The sequence below is a fragment of the Pseudomonas sp. ADAK7 genome, assembly GCF_012935675.1.
GTDB lineage: Bacteria > Pseudomonadota > Gammaproteobacteria > Pseudomonadales > Pseudomonadaceae > Aquipseudomonas.
In genome coordinates this window covers 7,012,247-7,025,586 of the sequence record NZ_CP052861.1, presented here as the reverse complement: position 1 = coordinate 7,025,586, position 13,340 = coordinate 7,012,247, and the positions used below count along the sequence as shown (strand labels likewise).

Genomic DNA, 13,340 nt, shown 5'->3' with positions numbered 1-13,340 from the left:
TTATAGAATACGCAGCCGGCTGAACACCAATACCGAATTCGGACCGATCAATACCTAGGGATCAGGATGCTTGACCTACGCAAGTTACGTTACTTTTTGACGGTCGCCGAAGAGCTGCACTTTGGCCGCGCGGCGTTGCGCCTGCACCTCGCCCAGCCACCCCTGACCCGCCAGATTTCGGCGCTGGAAACCGAGCTGGGCTTTCGCCTGTTCGATCGCACCAGCCGCACGGTTACGCTCACGGCCCAGGGCCGGCATTTCCTGCCTTACGCCCAGGCCGTCCTCGATCAGGCCAGCCTGACCGAAGTCATTGCTGGCAAACTGGCCGCCGGTTCGGCCGGTCAGTTGGCCCTGGGTTACGCCAGTTCGATTGCGCTGTCGGACCTGTTCAGCCACACCCTGCAAGCCTTTGCCCAGCGCTTCCCGGACGTGCAACTGACCCTGGTGGAAAGTGCGTCCGGCAGTCTGTATTCGCAAGTGGTCGATGGCCGCATCGATATCGGCCTGAGCCGCCTGCTGCCTGAGCGCGGGCAAACCGAGGTTCAGGCCCTGTCGCTGGGCGGCGAACCGCTGGTGGCGGCCCTCTCCAGCGACAACCCGCTGGCCAGCCAGGACGAAGTCACCCTGGCCCAACTCAGCGCGCACCCCTTGATTCTGTTTCCGGCCGATTATGGCTCCGGGCTCAATGAATCCATCGAGCACCTGTACCGCAGCAACGACCTGCCCATCCGTCCGGGTCCGTCGGGGCGGCAAATCACCTCGATCATCGCCTTAGTGGCCGCCGGCCAGGGCGTCGCCCTGGTTCCCGAGTGCGCCAGGACCCTGGCCAAAAAAGGCGTGACTTACCGGCCACTGGCCGACCCCGCAGCCCGCGCGGAACTGCTGATACTCACGCGAACCCAGGGCCGCAGCCTGCTCGTCGAGGCCTTTATGGGCGTGGTCGAGGAACTGCTGCAGCGGGATCGATGAACCCGCTGTGCTCGATCGTCTCGGTGATCAGTAATCCCCGCCCGCCCGCTTGAGCATTTGCTTGCAGCGCTCCGACAAGTGAAACACCCGCAGATGCTTGCCGGCCTTGTCGTAGCGTTCGCGCAGGGTCTTCAGCGCAGCGATGGCCGAGTAGTCGACGAAGCTCAGGTGGCGGCAATCAAGCGTCACTAGGGCGGGATCGTTAGCGGGATCAAACTGATTGAGAAACGGCGCGGTTGAGGCGAAAAACAAGGTGCCGTGCAGGCGGTAGAGTTTGCTGCCGTCGGTTTCCAGGTAGGTATCGGCGTACAGCTCGCGGGCCTGCTGCCAGGCGAAGTTGAGCGCGGCAATGATGATGCCGCAGAGCACCGCGGTGGCGAGGTCGGTGAACACGGTGATGGTGGTCACGGCAATGATCACCAGCACATCGTTGAGCGGCACTTTGTTGATCACCCGCAGCGAGGCCCAGGCGAAGGTCTGCTGCGACACCACGAACATCACCCCCACCAGCGCGGCCAGCGGAATACGCTCGATCAGCGGCGACAGAAACAGCACGAACAGCAGAATCATCACCCCGGCGATCCCCCCAGAGAGCCGACCACGCCCGCCGGAGCTGAGGTTGATCACGGTCTGGCCGATCATCGCGCAGCCGCCCATGCCACCGAACGCACCCGACACCATATTCGCCGCGCCCAGCGCCACGCACTCGCGATCCGGGTAGCCGCGGCTTTCGGTGATTTCATCGGTGAGGTTCAGGGTCAGCAGGGTTTCCAGCAGGCCGACCAGCGCCATCAAAATCGCGTAGGGCGCGACGATGCGCAGAGTGTCCAGGTTCCACGGAATGTCCGGCAACGCCAACGTCGGCAAGCCGCCGGCGATGTGCGCCATGTCGCCCAGTGTGCGGGTCGGCAGGCCGAGCAAGTACACCGCCAACCCAACGCCGAGGATCGCCACCAAGGCGGGCGGCACGGCGCGGGTCAGGCGCGGCAGCAGGTAGACGATGGCCATGGTCAGCGCCACCAGCCCGCTCATCACGTAAAGCGGCGTGCCGCTGAGCCAGGTGTCGCCGCTCTTGAAATGCTCCAGTTGCGCTAACGCAATGATGATCGCCAGACCATTCACGAAACCGAGCATCACCGGGTGCGGCACCATGCGCACCAGTTTGCCCAGCCGCAACAGCCCGAACGCCATCATGATCAACCCACCCAACAGCACCGTCGCCAGCAAATACTGCACGCCGTGCTGCACCACCAACGCCACGATCACCACCGCCATCGACCCGGCAGCACCGGACACCATGCCCGGCCTCCCGCCGAACAGCGCGGTCAATGTGCAAATGATGAACGCGCCGTAGAGGCCCATCAGTGGATTGAGATGCGCGACCAGTGCGAAGGCGATGCACTCGGGCAGCAACGCGAAGGATGTCGTGAGCCCGGCCAGGGCATCGGCGCGTAGGCGTTGTGGTTTCATGGCTTACCTGAAAATGCGGGCCGGTGGGGTTGGCCGCGGGAGTTGCGGGGAATGAGGGGTGGGGATGTTACGGAAATGAGGGGGGTTGGGCCAGTGGTTGAAGGTGACCGATAGACCCGACGAAGGTCTCTTGCTGGATTGCTTGAGCCCGCAGTACCGGTTGTCACGGACATGGCTGCGATGAAACCTGCAATCAGTTGTCCGTGATTGCTCCTGAAAAAACGACCTCTACCTGTCCGATGAGAAAGACAGGTCCCGCTCTATCCCACCGAGCCGTTACGGTTCCGCCATCACATTCAACCTCGACGCGATTGTCTAACAAGCCCGACGAATTCCGTTAAATCCGACCAACCTGCGCCGGTCAAGACTTACTGATCGTCCAAAACGTAGATTGGATAGCTTTCAGGGTAGGGGCCGTACTGGGCTGCCCATTCGTCCTTACCGATCAGCGTATTGGAAACGCCATACTGGTAGACCTGCGATACCTTCCAGTCATTGAGAGTCTTTTCGACGAGGTATCTGAGTTGTACACCCTTATTTCGGACTTCCTCATCCTCTTCAGTGTGGCTCACAGACGATGGCGTCACGTTGGTGACTTTGACAGTCGCGATAGCCCGTGTCTCAGTCTCCTGCCTTATCTCGATTATCTCTCGTTTATAAACGGTCTTCGTGCACAGTCGCCCACGACTTTTGAAGGACTGCACCACTTCTCCCGTCGCAACTCTGCTCACATCAAATTCGTCTGAGCGTTCTTTGATGATTTTTTCGCAGTTAGCGTCCGCGACAGCGGCCATGGCACCAAGATAGCGCCACCATGTATTGAGCGCTTGTTCGGGTGAGCCTGTGTTGATTTCAAACTTATAGACAAACTTCTCAGCCGGGACTGGCGCTTGTACGGTCGGAGTCGCTGGCGATGAGGTGGTATTTCCCGGGTTTTCGCCTGGAGCATTGGCGATTTTTTCACAGCCCGAAAGTGACAGAAAAAGGGGCAGCAGCAAAAATGCTCGTCTCATAAAATCCATTTTTTCGAGGTGATAGTAGGGCTCGCATTCTGCCTAAGGATTCTCCCGAGGGCTACGCGTTAACGGGAAGTTTGCCTGGCTCACTAAAACTGACAGGCTTACGCTATCAACCCTGCTTCAAATCCAGCATATAAGTGTAATACCCCGTGTCCCGCACATATCCCAACGACTCATACAACCGCTGCGCGCCGAAGTTATCCGTGGCCGTTTCCAGCACCAACCCCTTTGCGCCTGTCGACAGCGCAAAAGTGCGGGCGGTGTTCATCAGCAACCTCCCGACCCCACGGCCGCGAGCAGCCGGTGCGGTGAAGAGATCGCTGAGCAGCCAGGTTCGGTGAGCGTCGATGGAGGAAAACGTCGGATAGAGCTGGACGAAACCCAGAGCAGCGCCATCATCGTCCAAGGCGAGAAAGATCGCGGATTCATCCAGGGCGATGCGCTCGGCGATGAAGTCTCGGGACTGTTGCAGGTTCGAAGGCTGGCCGTAGAAACTGCGATAGGCGTCGAAGAGTCGGGCAACTGGGTCGAGGTGGCTGGCGTCGGCGCGTTGGGCGTGGATGGCCATGGGGTGATCGTCTCCGTACGGGTTGAAAAAACATCAAACGCGAAGTTAAGCCATAACGCGATCTGTAGCAGCTGGCGAAGCCTGCGTTCGGCTGCGCAGCAGTCGTAATATCGGTCAGCGCGGTGCATCAGGAAGACCTCGCGTCCAGGTATGACGACTGCTTCGCAGCCGAACGCAGGCTTCGCCAGCTGCTACAACAGGGAGTGTGTTTGGCTTGATTCCGAGAAAGCGCAAACATCCAGCTACGAGTGTAAGCGCTTACTCCAGATTCGCTTCCATCAAGCCTTCGATCGCTGCTCCGAGTTCACCACCAACGCCGACGTCCTCGCCAACCCGTAATAAAGCACCCCCGGCACCACCAACCCGACAATCCACGAAATATCCACGCCACCGAGCTGCGCAACCATCGGCCCGGAGTAGAAGTGCGTGTCCACAAACGGCAACTGGATCAACACACCCACGACATACACGCTAATCCCCCGCCCGTTCCAGCGCCCATAACGCCCCGCCGGATCGGACAGCGCCGGGATGTCATAACGCTCCTTGTTGATGAAGTAGTAATCCACCAGGTTGATCGCGCTCCACGGTGTGAAGAACGTCAGCAGGAACAGGATGAAGTATTTGAACGAATTCAAGAACGAGTACTGCCCCAACAGCGCCAAGGTGGTGGAGGCCGCGACGATCAGCAGCACAAACACCATGCGCTGGCGGGCGGTGATCTCGAGGCGGCTGCGGAAACCACTGATAATCGTCGCGACGCACATGAAACTGCCATAGGCGTTGAGCGTCGACACCGTGACCTTGCCGAACACCACGCTCAGGTACAGCAGCGACGCTATCAGCCCGGTACTGCCAAAACCGACGATGGTCGCCACTTCATGCCCCCGGAAGTTCGCACCCGCCAACGCCGCCGCAAACACCCCCAATACCATGGAAGCCTGCGCGCCCAAGACCGTGCCGAGGCCGACAGCGGCGAAGGTTTTCCACGATGAGGTCTTGCTCGGTAGATAGCGCGAGTAGTCAGCCACATAAGGCCCGAACGCAATCTGCCAGGACGCCGAGAGCGACACCGCCAGCAGAAAAGTGCTCCAGCCGAAGTGACGGTTTTCCAGCAACAGACCAATGTCGTTGAGGGTCATCAACCGGGTAAACAGGTAGACGAAGGCGATGATGCCCAACACGCTCGCCACCCGGCCCACCCAGTGAATCACCCGATAGCCGAAGATCGTCAGAAACGCGATGCACGCGGCGAAAATCAGGATGCCGGCGCTGTCGCTGACATGGACCAACTGCGCAATCGCCTGCCCCGACAGCACCGCCCCCGTGGCGCTGAACCCGAGGTACATCAGGCACACCAGCACAATCGGAATCGCCGCCCCATAGACGCCGAATTGCACCCGGCTGGAGATCATTTGCGGCAACCCCAGCTTCGGGCCTTGGGCGGCATGCAGGGCGACGACGGCGCCGCCGAGCAACTGGCCGATCAGCAAGCCGATGAGCGACCAGAACACATCACCGCCCAGCACCACCGCCAGCGCGCCGGTGACGATGGCGGTGATTTGCAGGTTTGCGCCGAGCCACAACGTGAACTGGCTGTAGAGGCTGCCATGACGCTCGGCCTCGGGGATGAAATCGATCGAACGGGTCTCGATAAACGGACTTCGTTGTTGAGTCATTGCGGTGTGCTCTTCAGAAAAGTAGACGCCAATACCGAGCAAGCGAAGCCGCGTCCGATGTAGCAGCTGGCGTAGCCTGCGTTCGGCTGCGAAGCAGTCGTCAGTTCAGTTAACGCGGTTTGTCTGATGTACCGCGCGCTCTGGTTTTACGACTGCTTCGCAGTCGAACGCAGGCTTCGCCAGCTGCTACATAGAGCGATGCGTTCGTCCGCTACATAGCGCGATGCGTTCGGCTGCTGCCACGGTTCGCATGACGCTTCATTGATCGGTATTAATGGCGGGTGGTGTTTTTATTGTTGTTGTCCAGCGCTCAAAGCGGTGACGGAAATCGGCTGCCGATCAACGCCAACAAACGGCGCCTTGGCCCACACAACCTTGCCGCCAACCATCGTCAACAGCACGTTATTGCGCGCCAGCTCAGCCTCGGACACTTGCATGAAGTTTTTGTCCAGCACGATCAGGTCCGCAAACTTGCCGACCTCGACCGAGCCGACCACCGCGTCCAGCTTCAACTGCTCGGCGGCGTTCAGGGTGATGGTGCGCAGCACTTCCTCGCGGGACAGCGCCGGATCATCATTCAACCTGCCCGCGTACTTGGGGCCGTAACTGTGCGGGTTCTGCGGATCGCCCGAGCGGGTGACACCGACTTTCAGCGCGAGAAACTCGTCGAGCGGATCAACCGGCCAGTCGCTGCCATAGGCCACACGACCGCCCGCCCGGGCAATGCTGCCCGACGGTTCCATGCGGGCGAACCGCGCGGCGCCGAGGTGATCGCTGGTGCCATCAATCGTGGACGGCGCTTGTTGGGCCCACTGGAACGACATGTTGGCCGTCACGTCGAGCGCCTTGAAACGCGGATAGTCCGCCGGGTCCACTTCTTCGTTGTGGGTAATGGTCGGGCGAAACGCGTTGCCCGGCAGTTGATGGCGTACGTATTCGATGCCGTTCAGCGAATCGCGCACCGCGCGGTCGCCAGTGGCGTGAAGGTGCGGATCGAGGCCAGCCTCAACGGCCTTGAGCAGCAACGGATTGAGCACTTGCGGTGGGAAATACAGTTCGCCGAGATTCTTGCCCGGCGTCCATTTGGGCGCCTTCTCGGTGCCTGTGTTATGTAAATACGGCGTCAACATCGCGCCCGTGTCGGCCGGCGCGTTGATGATGCCGTCCATGAATACTTTGACGTGGCGCATGCTCACGCCCGGCGCGACGTTGGTTTCGCCCTGGTCGTAGGTGTTGGCCAGGATTTTCGCGTCGGCGATGGTTTTCGCCGGGTCTGCGGCCGCGGCGGCCGGGTCGAGCTTGATCGCCAGCAAGGCCCGGGCGGTCAGTTCACCCGACTGCTGCAAGGTCGTGAACGCTTTACCCATCTCGGGCCCCGACATGGCGTCGAAGAAACTGGTGATGCCTTGCTGGCGCATGGCGTCGAGCGCGGCGCGGGTCTGGGTCAGTTTCTCGGCATCGGTGGCGGGCGGGACCACGGCGGCCATGGTGTCGGCGGCGCCGTCCTCGCAGATGCCGTTCGGGTTGCCGGCGCTGTCGCGCACGTATTTGCCGTCGCTGGGGTTGGGGGTTTGCCTGGTGATGCCGGCGACTTCCAGGCCGCGGGAGTTGGTCAGCACGGTGTGGAAGTCTGTCGAGCGGACCTGAATCGGACGTTTGGTCTTCAGTGCGTCCAGGGTCGATTTGTCCGGATCGCCGTCGAGGCCGTCCATGCCCATGCGATCCCAACTGCCGACTTCGAGCCACACATCCGGGCCCTTGTCCTTGTCGGCATCCAGGCATGCCTGGATGGTTTCCTGGAACACCTTGCGCGTCATGGTTTGGTATTTCAAATCGCACAAGGTCATGGCGCGGCCGCCGTCCCCCGGATGCATGTGCGCGTCGATGAAGCCCGGCATCAGCATGCGCCCGGCCAGATCAATCAGCTGTGTCTGCTGACCGATGTAGGAAGTAACACCTTCATCGCTGCCGACATACACAATCTTGCCGCCCGTGACAGCAATCGCCTGCTGCACCGAATTCTTGCCATCGACGGTGTAGACATAGCCGTTGCGCAGCACCATGTCGGCGCCGCTCGAACCCTGGGTCTGACACCCCACCAATCCCACACCCGCCAATGCCGTGGTCGCGGCCACCGCGATAAATAGCCCGGAAAATTTCACTGACCCACCTCTGTTCTTATAGTTTTTGAAGTGCCCGGACAGACTGGCGCGCCAGCCCGTGGCAGGCAGGGCCTACCCTATAGCGCGCCGTCGAAATCCGGACCTCCGCAAATGAGGAGGGGTCAGGCAATTAGTGGGAGGTACGACGGGTGTCGTGGGACGGCGAACGCAGGACCGAACCCAGCTCCACCTTGCTCTTCACGCCGAGCTGCAAGTAGCAGTTGCGCAGATACGTGCGCACAGTGGCCGGGCTTAGCCCCAGGGTTTTGGCGATCTCTTTATAGGAATGGCCGGCGGCAAACAGCATCGCGGCCGTGCGCTCGCGAGGCGCCAGCACCGCCCCGCGCGATTGTGTTTCGAGGGACAGAATCACATGCTCGGCGTTAGGGCTCAGCGTCAGCGTGCAACGACCGAAACGGATCACGCACGGCGCTTTGGCCAGTTGCGCGATCACTTCAAAGGGCAGCGTTGAGCCGCTCCACCCCGGCAACTCACGCTGAATGGCGGCGCACAGGCTGGCGCCGACATACAGCAGGCTGCCATCGAGTCGGGCGATGCCAAAGTCGGTCGCGCCGCTGCCGGTGTCGAAGCGAATCATGTCCTGCACCTGGAATCGCCACAGTTGCAACAGGTGATCGCAAAACGCAGAAAACAACTCGGCCTCATCGTCGCTGAACCCCAGCGCATCAGCGCCACGGTACACGCAGACGAAAAACAGCAAGCCGCTCTCGGGCAATTCGAAGGTGATGCACATCGGGTGATAGAGGTCGTGACGTCGGGCGAAGTCGTTCACCTCTTCACTCGGGTCGGTATAGCCGCTTTCACGCACCACCGCGCCGAGTTGGCTCAGGGTGTCGTTGGAAAACCTGTCGATGTCCGCACAGGTGTGCCATTCGGCCGCGAACGATTCCGGCAGATTGATACGCCCGTGCATCCAGCTTTGGGGTGGCGCATCGGCGTCCGACCCCGACATCTCGCCCCACCAGGAGGACGCGAACGGCACCAGTTCGCTGAAGGCGTGCAGGCCGTCTTCAATGAATTGCGAGTCGCCGCAATCCCGGGCCAGGCGGCCGAGGTGGAGGATGCAGCGGTTGAAGGCGTTGAGTGTGGTCATCGAAGTCATCAGCTAGATCCGCTTAAGTTTTCTGAAAGCCTGGGGTTCCCATACACGCATGGCCAGTAAGAGTGCAGTTCCGCGCTTCTCGGACAAAGGGGCGGTCAGCGATTCGTTGTGAAGCACGGCCAGTTTGCTGCGCAACTTGTGCATTTCAACCTGCAATTGGGCGTAGGCAGACTTCGTCAGCATGCCATGGGCGAAGTCCAGGGTCTCGTCAGGTATATCGAACCGGCTGCCCATGAAATCAGGCAATCCCTGCTGCAGAAAGAATTGTCGGATCGGACCGCCCGGCAACCAGTCAAAATCTCGCGCGACGAGCAGCCTGATCCGGTTGCCCGGTTTGAGATTGGCCAAGCCCATCCGCTCCAGTACCAGCAGATTCTTGATGCACTCGGCTTTCGACAGATGGTAGGCAGAAACCATTTCTTCCAGCGACCAATGATTCAGGGCACAGACGGCCACCAGCAACAACTTCTCGTTGGAGACGAGTTGCGCTTCCTGTTCTCGCTTGAGCATTTTCAGGCGCGGCGCCGACGACTCGGCCTCCTGGAGCAACTCTGCCATCGTCAGGTCGAGCAAATCACAGAGCTGGGCAAGGCGCTCGACCGTCAGACGCCCGCTCGCCAGCAGGCGCTTCACGCTGGGCTCCGACAACTCAAGCGCTTGAGCGACGTCGCGATAGGTCATCCCGGCGGACTTGAGGCGCTGCTTGATCGTCACGATGAGTTGGGTGATCTGCGTCATGAAAGTACTGGAATCCGACACCAAAGGTGTCAGATTAGCGAAATACAAACGAACACGTTGCGAAATATGCAACCACCCTCCCATGCTGAGCGCTCGGAAGAACCTGGAGAGCAGCATGAGCATCAGAAAAGGGATATTGGCGGCGGACGCAGGTACGACGCCAGGCAGGCCACCGGAAGGTAATTTGCTTGTCGGAGACCTGGTGTTCATCCGTGTCACCGCGCGACCTTTCCTGGAAGTGGCCAACGCCACGAATTCGTGGACTAACCACGTCGGCGTGGTGGTCGACGACGGCGGCGATGATCCATTGATTGCCGAGAGCACGTTTCCATTGGCGCGAACGACGTCACTGACACGCTTCCTGGCACGATCCGACAACGGGCGCTGCGCCGTCGCGAGGCTGCCCCTCCCTCTCGACGATCAACAGCGCGCGATGCTGGTGGCTGCTGCCAGTCGCCGGATGGGCACGTTCTACGACACCGGTTTCAACATGAGCTCGCGACGCCAGTTCTGTTCCCGCTTCGTCCGTGAAGTCATCGACGAAGCAACGAACATTCAGCTCGGTGAAGTGGAAACCTTCGAAACGCTGCTGCGCCATAACGCCGATCCGAATCTGGCCTTCTGGCGACTCTGGTATTTCGGCCGGATTCCATGGCAACGGCGGACCGTCACACCCGCGAGCCTGTTGCAAAGTCCGAAGGTACGTGTCGTTTACGATTCACACGGCGCCAGCGCAGCATGATCGACAACACACGAGCGCACTCCCCTTGTCCTATCACTCGGCGCAAACTGCTGCAGGCGGGCATGGCCGGGATTGCGGTCGGTGTGCTGTCACCCGGATCGTTATGGGCGGCGCCTTCTGGTGTCCTGGTCAACGACGTGACAGGACTCAACCCGATTTGGGTCAACCGCCTGTTCGCCCCGCGTACCACAGACGAAATCCGGCAGTCGCTCGCCCTGTGGACAGGCCCGGTCAGTATCGGCGGTGGCCGCTACAGCATGGGCGGACAGATCGCCACCGAAGACAGCCTGCACCTGGATATGCGTCAGTTCAATCAGGTCATCCGTTACTCGCCTGAGAGCAGGGTCATACGCGTGCAGTCCGGGATACGGTGGCGCGACCTGCAGTCGGTGATCGACCCGCACGACCTCTCGGTAAAAATCATGCAGAGCTACGCCAACTTCACCGTGGGCGGTGCGCTGTCGGTCAATGCTCATGGGCGCTATGTCGGTGCCGGCCCGGTGATCAACTCGGTACGTGCCCTGCAACTGGTGCTCGCCGACGGTTCGTTAGTCGAAGCGTCCCGCACTGAAAATGCCGACGTGTTCCACGCGGCCATCGGTGGCTATGGCGCGCTGGGGATCATTACCGAGGTCGAGCTGGACCTGGTGTCCAACGTCACGATGGAACGTCAGGTGCAGCACCTGCCGGTGGCCGATTACCCGGATTTTTTCAATCACCAGATCCGCGGCAACGAGCAGGCCATCCTGCACAACGCCGACTTGGCCCCGCCCTATTTCGACCGGGCCACCGCCGTTACCTGGTGCACCACGGACAAAACGCTGACCGTCGCGGACAGGCTGGTCGCGCCAGGGCAATCCTACAAATTTGACCAGACGGTCATGTGGAGCGTGGCCAAGCTGCCTGGCGGACCGGTGATTCGCAAGGATGTCATCGATCCGTTGCGCTACCGCAGCCACCCGGTTGTACGGCGTAACTACGAAGCCAGCGCAGACGTCGCCTCCCTCGGGCCGCTCGCAACCCGCAACAGCACCTACGCCTTGCAGGAGTATTTCGTACCGGTCGCCCAACTCAACGGGTTCATCAAGCAAATGGCAGCCATCCTGCAGGCGCACCACGTTGACGCCGTCAACATCTCCATCCGGCATGCGCCGGCCGCCCCCGATTCGTGTTTGTCCTGGGCGCGTGAAGAAGTGTTTTCGCTCGTACTCTATTACTGGCAACACGTTCGCACAGCCGACCGCGAGGCAGTCGGCGTGTGGACACGCGAGCTTATCGACGCCGCACTCTCGTTTGGGGGAACCTACTATTTGCCCTACCAGTTGCATGCAACGCGAGCGCAATTCTCACGGGCCTATCCCCATGCACCACGCCTGTTTGCGCTCAAGGCGCACTTCGATCCGGGCAATCGATTCCGCAACAAACTCTGGGACAAGTACTACGCGGGGTCATCCGATTAACCGCCAGCGGCGACTGAACTTGCCCATCAAATCGTCATTGCCTGTATTTGGGCGCAGGAGAAGTACCGATTGAAAAAGTCATGCCAATGGGGCTAGATCGCCGTTAGTCGTCAATTCACCCTCTGTCTCGTCGCCAAGGACTCTTCATGCCACTGAGCTTCCACAAAATGCACGCCAATGGTGATGACTTCGTGATTGTCGACTCGCGAAATTCGCCCCTCTCAATAACCAGTGCCCTGGCACGGCGAATGGGCGATCGGCACCGTGGAGTGGGGTTCAATCAACTCGCGGTCATACTCGATTGCGATGATGCCGCCGCGCGCTTGATGTTCTGGAATGCCGATGGCTCCACGCTGGATGCCTGTGGCAGCGCAACACGAGGGGCGGCGGATAGGCTGATGCGCGAATCAAATACGACCTCGATAGTATTGCGAACCAACCGTGGACTGCTCACGTGCGAACGCACCTCAACGGGTGCCATTTCTGTCGCCATGGGAGAACCGCTTTTCGGCTGGTCGGCTATTCCACTGGCGCAGGAAGTGGACACGGCTGTGTTGCCACTGGCTGGCGACCCGGCAGCGTGCAGCATGGGAAATCCGCACTGCACTTATTTTGTGGACGACCTGACAGCCGTTGATATAGCGGCCATCGGACCGACCATTGAAACCGACGCTCTATTTCCACTGAAAACGAATGTACATTTCGTCCAGGTCATCGACCGCACGCACATTCGGCTGCGCATCTGGGAGCGCGGCGGTGGCATCCCGCTCGGCTCGGGCTCCTGCTCGTGTGGCGCGGCGGTCAACGGCATTCGCCGGGGCTTGCTGGACAACTGCGTCGAGGTTGAATGTGATGGCGGGACCGTTACGGTTCAATGGGATGGCGTGGGGGCTGTTTTTCTCATTGGACCGGTAGAGACGAGTTTCTCGGGAACACTGACGGATCGATTTTTACAGGCGCTTTAGCTGCGCTGTTCAATCAACCGGAATCACCGCTGGCTTCCCCTTCTCCTTCAACAAAAACACCAAAAACTTCGCCGGCTTGTCCTGACTCGCATTGCGCCCCACCGTATGCACGTCTTCAGGCCCTTCATGAAAACTCTGCCCCGGCATCAGCGTCACCTCTTTGCCACCCTTCACGCCCATGACGATGGAGCCTTCGAGCACATAGATGAAGCCATGCGCGTCGTGCCGATGCACCGGATCGGCGCCGCCTGGCGGGTATTCCACGGTGATCATCAGCACTTCTTTTCCGGGGTAGTCGGCAAGCGCCTGTTCCATCACGGGTTGGACCACCGGTGACGCGGGAGCGGCCATTGCCAGTCCGGTGCACAACAGCGGCAGTAAGGCGAAGAGAGGATGCAGGTTCATGGGGCGTTCCTCATCGGAGTTGGCTAAAGCGTGGGGGCGATCC

General features: G+C 60.4%; 12 protein-coding genes and 1 pseudogene. 4 read left to right on the top strand and 9 right to left on the bottom strand.

All coding sequences use genetic code 11. From position 1 onward, the window contains the following. The first annotated feature begins 66 nt into the window (after positions 1 to 66). Positions 67 to 969, top strand: coding sequence for a LysR family transcriptional regulator (locus tag HKK53_RS32055; RefSeq protein ID WP_169374075.1), 903 nt, complete (start codon positions 67 to 69; stop codon positions 967 to 969). Positions 970 to 996: 27 nt separating this feature from the next. Here the strand turns inward: HKK53_RS32055 and HKK53_RS32050 are convergent, their stop codons facing one another. From HKK53_RS32050 to HKK53_RS32020, 8 genes and pseudogenes are all read right to left on the bottom strand, one after another. Continuing rightward, entirely contained in the window at positions 997 to 2,439 is a 1,443-nt protein-coding gene (locus tag HKK53_RS32050; protein WP_169374074.1) for a SulP family inorganic anion transporter, read from the bottom strand. 193 nt (positions 2,440 to 2,632) lie between these two features. Next, positions 2,633 to 2,764 (bottom strand): annotated as a pseudogene (locus HKK53_RS32740) (diaminopimelate epimerase); the annotation flags it as partial. Between the two features lie 43 nt (positions 2,765 to 2,807). Then, positions 2,808 to 3,437, bottom strand: coding sequence for a hypothetical protein (locus HKK53_RS32045; protein WP_169374073.1), 630 nt, complete (start codon positions 3,435 to 3,437; stop codon positions 2,808 to 2,810). Positions 3,438 to 3,567: 130 nt separating this feature from the next. Next, on the bottom strand, positions 3,568 to 4,026 hold the full coding sequence (locus HKK53_RS32040; protein WP_169374072.1) for a GNAT family N-acetyltransferase: 459 nt from the start codon (positions 4,024 to 4,026) through the stop codon (positions 3,568 to 3,570). A 278-nt stretch (positions 4,027 to 4,304) separates the two neighbouring features. After that, positions 4,305 to 5,702, bottom strand: coding sequence for a purine-cytosine permease family protein (locus HKK53_RS32035; protein WP_169374071.1), 1,398 nt, complete (start codon positions 5,700 to 5,702; stop codon positions 4,305 to 4,307). Between the two features lie 290 nt (positions 5,703 to 5,992). After that, positions 5,993 to 7,864: an amidohydrolase gene (locus HKK53_RS32030; RefSeq protein WP_169374070.1), complete on the bottom strand. Its 1,872-nt coding sequence runs from the start codon at positions 7,862 to 7,864 to the stop codon at positions 5,993 to 5,995. Positions 7,865 to 7,994: 130 nt separating this feature from the next. Further along, positions 7,995 to 8,987, bottom strand: coding sequence for a helix-turn-helix transcriptional regulator (locus HKK53_RS32025; protein WP_169374069.1), 993 nt, complete (start codon positions 8,985 to 8,987; stop codon positions 7,995 to 7,997). A 3-nt stretch (positions 8,988 to 8,990) separates the two neighbouring features. Further along, on the bottom strand, positions 8,991 to 9,725 hold the full coding sequence (locus HKK53_RS32020) for a helix-turn-helix domain-containing protein (RefSeq protein WP_169374068.1): 735 nt from the start codon (positions 9,723 to 9,725) through the stop codon (positions 8,991 to 8,993). Positions 9,726 to 9,840: 115 nt separating this feature from the next. Here HKK53_RS32020 and HKK53_RS32015 point away from each other — a divergent pair, with 115 nt between their 5' ends. The 3 genes from HKK53_RS32015 to dapF all read left to right on the top strand — a co-directional run bounded on the left by HKK53_RS32015 (position 9,841) and on the right by dapF (position 12,892). Continuing rightward, positions 9,841 to 10,467 (top strand): YebB family permuted papain-like enzyme, encoded by a 627-nt coding sequence (locus HKK53_RS32015; protein ID WP_202027618.1) that lies wholly within the window; start codon positions 9,841 to 9,843, stop codon positions 10,465 to 10,467. Continuing rightward, complete coding sequence (locus HKK53_RS32010) at positions 10,464 to 11,927, top strand: FAD-binding oxidoreductase (RefSeq protein WP_237150632.1); 1,464 nt, start codon at positions 10,464 to 10,466, stop codon at positions 11,925 to 11,927. The genes HKK53_RS32015 and HKK53_RS32010 overlap by 4 nt, the downstream gene beginning before the upstream one ends. 146 nt (positions 11,928 to 12,073) lie before the next feature. Continuing rightward, entirely contained in the window at positions 12,074 to 12,892 is an 819-nt protein-coding gene (gene dapF / locus HKK53_RS32005; protein WP_169374067.1) for a diaminopimelate epimerase, read from the top strand. Between the two features lie 9 nt (positions 12,893 to 12,901). On the opposite strand, the gene HKK53_RS32000 is transcribed toward dapF, so the two are convergent. Next, a complete protein-coding gene (locus HKK53_RS32000) occupies positions 12,902 to 13,297 on the bottom strand; it encodes a cupin domain-containing protein (RefSeq protein WP_169374066.1) in 396 nt (131 codons plus the stop codon). Positions 13,298 to 13,340: the final 43 nt, after the last annotated feature.

Bases quoted from the DNA above. Each gene is read 5' to 3' on its own strand.
- HKK53_RS32055 (WP_169374075.1), top strand. From the start codon at position 67: ATGCTTGACCTACGCAAGTTACGTTACTTTTTGACGGTCGCCGAAGAG.
- HKK53_RS32050 (WP_169374074.1), bottom strand. From the start codon at position 2,439: ATGAAACCACAACGCCTACGCGCCGATGCCCTGGCCGGGCTCACGACA.
- HKK53_RS32040 (WP_169374072.1), bottom strand. From the start codon at position 4,026: ATGGCCATCCACGCCCAACGCGCCGACGCCAGCCACCTCGACCCAGTT.
- HKK53_RS32035 (WP_169374071.1), bottom strand. From the start codon at position 5,702: ATGACTCAACAACGAAGTCCGTTTATCGAGACCCGTTCGATCGATTTC.
- HKK53_RS32025 (WP_169374069.1), bottom strand. From the start codon at position 8,987: ATGACTTCGATGACCACACTCAACGCCTTCAACCGCTGCATCCTCCAC.
- HKK53_RS32020 (WP_169374068.1), bottom strand. From the start codon at position 9,725: ATGACGCAGATCACCCAACTCATCGTGACGATCAAGCAGCGCCTCAAG.
- HKK53_RS32015 (WP_202027618.1), top strand. From the start codon at position 9,841: ATGAGCATCAGAAAAGGGATATTGGCGGCGGACGCAGGTACGACGCCA.
- HKK53_RS32010 (WP_237150632.1), top strand. From the start codon at position 10,464: ATGATCGACAACACACGAGCGCACTCCCCTTGTCCTATCACTCGGCGC.
- dapF (WP_169374067.1), top strand. From the start codon at position 12,074: ATGCCACTGAGCTTCCACAAAATGCACGCCAATGGTGATGACTTCGTG.
- HKK53_RS32000 (WP_169374066.1), bottom strand. From the start codon at position 13,297: ATGAACCTGCATCCTCTCTTCGCCTTACTGCCGCTGTTGTGCACCGGA.